Annotated in this window: 3 protein-coding genes and 1 pseudogene; 3 read left to right on the forward strand and 1 reads right to left on the reverse strand. The window is 38.2% G+C overall.

All coding sequences use genetic code 11. The features are described from left to right. From PVV57_RS10045 to PVV57_RS10055, 3 genes and pseudogenes are all read left to right on the forward strand, one after another. A pseudogene (locus PVV57_RS10045) lies at nt 1–1,085 on the forward strand (filamentous hemagglutinin); the annotation flags it as partial. Then, nucleotides 1,082–1,489 carry a hypothetical protein gene (locus tag PVV57_RS10050; protein WP_273758712.1) on the forward strand — a complete coding sequence of 136 codons (408 nt, stop codon included), beginning with the start codon at nt 1,082–1,084 and terminating at the stop codon, nt 1,487–1,489. The pseudogene PVV57_RS10045 and the gene PVV57_RS10050, both read left to right, overlap by 4 nt. 180 nt (nt 1,490–1,669) lie before the next feature. After that, a complete protein-coding gene (locus PVV57_RS10055) occupies nt 1,670–2,029 on the forward strand; it encodes a hypothetical protein (RefSeq protein WP_273784017.1) in 360 nt (119 codons plus the stop codon). A gap of 54 nt (nt 2,030–2,083) precedes the next feature. Here the strand turns inward: PVV57_RS10055 and PVV57_RS10060 are convergent, their stop codons facing one another. Next, the gene (locus tag PVV57_RS10060) at nt 2,084–2,284 is read right to left on the reverse strand and encodes an AlpA family transcriptional regulator (RefSeq protein ID WP_007347209.1); all 201 of its coding nucleotides are present in this window, start codon (nt 2,282–2,284) and stop codon (nt 2,084–2,086) included. Between the last annotated feature and the right edge of the window lie 148 nt (nt 2,285–2,432).

A 2,432-nucleotide genomic window follows, 5' to 3' on the forward strand; every position in this document is an offset into this window, starting at 1 on the left:
AAGATGCTGGACAAATCATTGATGCACTCAACCGCAACACCGCAGCAGCCCACCAAGCTGTCGCACCGATAGACGCCACACCGCTTGAAGGAGCAGTGCATAATCGCTTAGACATGATCAATGATTTATCAGATGAAGGATTGGGATACTGGGATAAAGTGCGTAAAATTGTATTGCGTGTTGACCACCCAGTGGGTGAGGTTGCGCATGATGAAAATGGCAATACCCTCTATTTAACTGATGAAAATGGAAAACCTAAAAAAGACAGTGATGGAAAAAATATTGTTTTGTATCATTTTTTAAAACCAGAGGAAGAAAATCATTTACAAAAAGGCTCTGATGGCAACAGGCGTATGTTCTATAATGGCATTTTAAATTCCCCTGATGATGCAGCGCGTAATGCCGTCAAAATGGCTGATAATGCGCATGAACCCCTTTATTTTACCTACCACCCCCAAGCTAAAGATAAGCTAGTAGAGTTCGGGGTAGCAATTTATGAGTATTTTGGGGGATGGAGTAATTCGACCAAGAAATTCCAAGATTTTGCCTCTCGTTATGGTAATGATGGGGCGATTATTAGTGCGCATAGTCGTGGTAGCTTAACAGTAGGCAATGGACTACGTGACTTTGAAAAGCGCGGCATCCACGGTATAGCAGAAAAAACAGATATTTATCTTTATGGACCAGCGGATCATGCTCAATCGATAGCGAATGCATTATATGTCGTAAGCGATGGCAAAAATGATCATGTTTACTTACAAAGCCATGCATCTGACCCTATTAGTACGTTGTTTGGTTACAATGCACCTACTTTTTATAAAGTACCTTTAAATCTAGATGTTTCACTTTTGGAGAAAGGTATAAAAAATCCTTTATATATGACGCTGTTTGTAGGAAACAGTTTATTGACTACAGCAACCTCTCCATTGATAGAGGGAGGGAGGGCGTTAGGTGGTTATGATCCTAGTCCCCATAATTGTTATGGTGATGCAAGTAAAGCGTGTATAACTAATTATGGAACATCTCCTACTAAACAAATTCATTCAATTTATTCGACTTTAGATCATTTATGGAAGAAAAAATGAGACAAATTTTAAAATTATTGAGTGGTATAGTCCTATTAAGTGTGACTGGATGTGACATATCAAAAATTGACAGCAGTCCTCCAGAGTACGTGAGTATGTGGGAGAAGGCAGGTGCAGATTCTACTGAGGTAGGAAAAGCCTTATTAGAATGTGGAATGCCGAGTCTTATTGATGCTGATTCAGAAAATAGAAAGCTTAGTGTTAATGAGGATGCAACAATTTATGCTTGCATGGTTCAATCAGGATTCCATTATAAAGGGAGAGGAAACTGGTGTTATACATTTAGAGAAGAAAACCTTCCCATTTGTCAGTTTGGTGCTGTCATCCCACAGAGAAGTGTTGAGAAGCGCTTAAATAGCCCATTTTGTAAAAGGTATAAAAATGCGGATGAATGCCAGCCTTAAATCTTGCTGTTTGTAATGATCAACAATCCGCCATCCTTGCCTTCGCTTGGAATGGCGGGATTGTTTCCTCAATCCACCATCTCAATATTGTTCACCATTGTTTTAAACAGCGGTGACAGAAAATATCAACAGGCTTATGAACTGTTTTATCGTAAATAAATCCATTGAAAGAGGGGAAAAATGAAGAAAATCTTAAAACTGTTGAGTTGTATAGCTCTGTTAAGTATCACTGGATGTGTTAACTCAATTCCCTCACTTTCTCCAACATTATGGAGAAATAAAATACTTTTAGAATGTGGAGTACCGGACCTTAATAAGGTTGTGGCGCTAGATTTGAATCAATTTGCCAGTATTGAAATGTGTATGGCGCAATCAGGTTTTCGTCCTAGCTTTACAATACAAGAATGGTGTGAGAACCATAAATCGGACAATCTTCCCATATGTCGTCCTGGTGCTGTCATGCCTCAGCGAAGTGTTGAGAGACGCTTAAATAGCCCTTATTGTAAAAAACATTCAGAACAACTTGAATGCCAGCCTTAAGTCTTGCTTCAGCAGAGAAAGCCTTGTCCGTCCTTACGTGACAAGGTTTTCTTTTTATGCTGCGTCACTTTGACGTTGTTGTTTCGCTTGCTCGATGACATTTAAAAGATCCGATTGTAACCAACGGGATAAAAAGCCAAATTTTAAAGGTTTTGGCAAAGAGCCATTGGTAACATGACGGCGGAATGTTGAGACACTCATATGAAGCAATTTTGCACTTTCACGGTCTGTCAAAAGAATATCATTTTCTGTCATAATAATTTTCTTTCAAAAGTAAAAAAATGAGAACAAATCATAACTATTTATTAACCACATTTTGGTTCATTTTTGAAGGTATTTTATTCATAGAAAACAATATTTTATCATATAATTTCTGATGTGATAAGTTATGACTCTTATTGAG

It is taken from the genome of Bartonella sp. AU15XJBT (assembly GCF_028618615.1).
In the GTDB taxonomy this organism is placed as follows: Bacteria; Pseudomonadota; Alphaproteobacteria; order Rhizobiales; family Rhizobiaceae; genus Bartonella.

Coding starts and splice junctions, on each gene's coding strand:
- PVV57_RS10050 (WP_273758712.1), top strand. CDS start 1,082: ATGAGACAAATTTTAAAATTATTGAGTGGTATAGTCCTATTAAGTGTG.
- PVV57_RS10055 (WP_273784017.1), top strand. CDS start 1,670: ATGAAGAAAATCTTAAAACTGTTGAGTTGTATAGCTCTGTTAAGTATC.
- PVV57_RS10060 (WP_007347209.1), bottom strand. CDS start 2,284: ATGACAGAAAATGATATTCTTTTGACAGACCGTGAAAGTGCAAAATTG.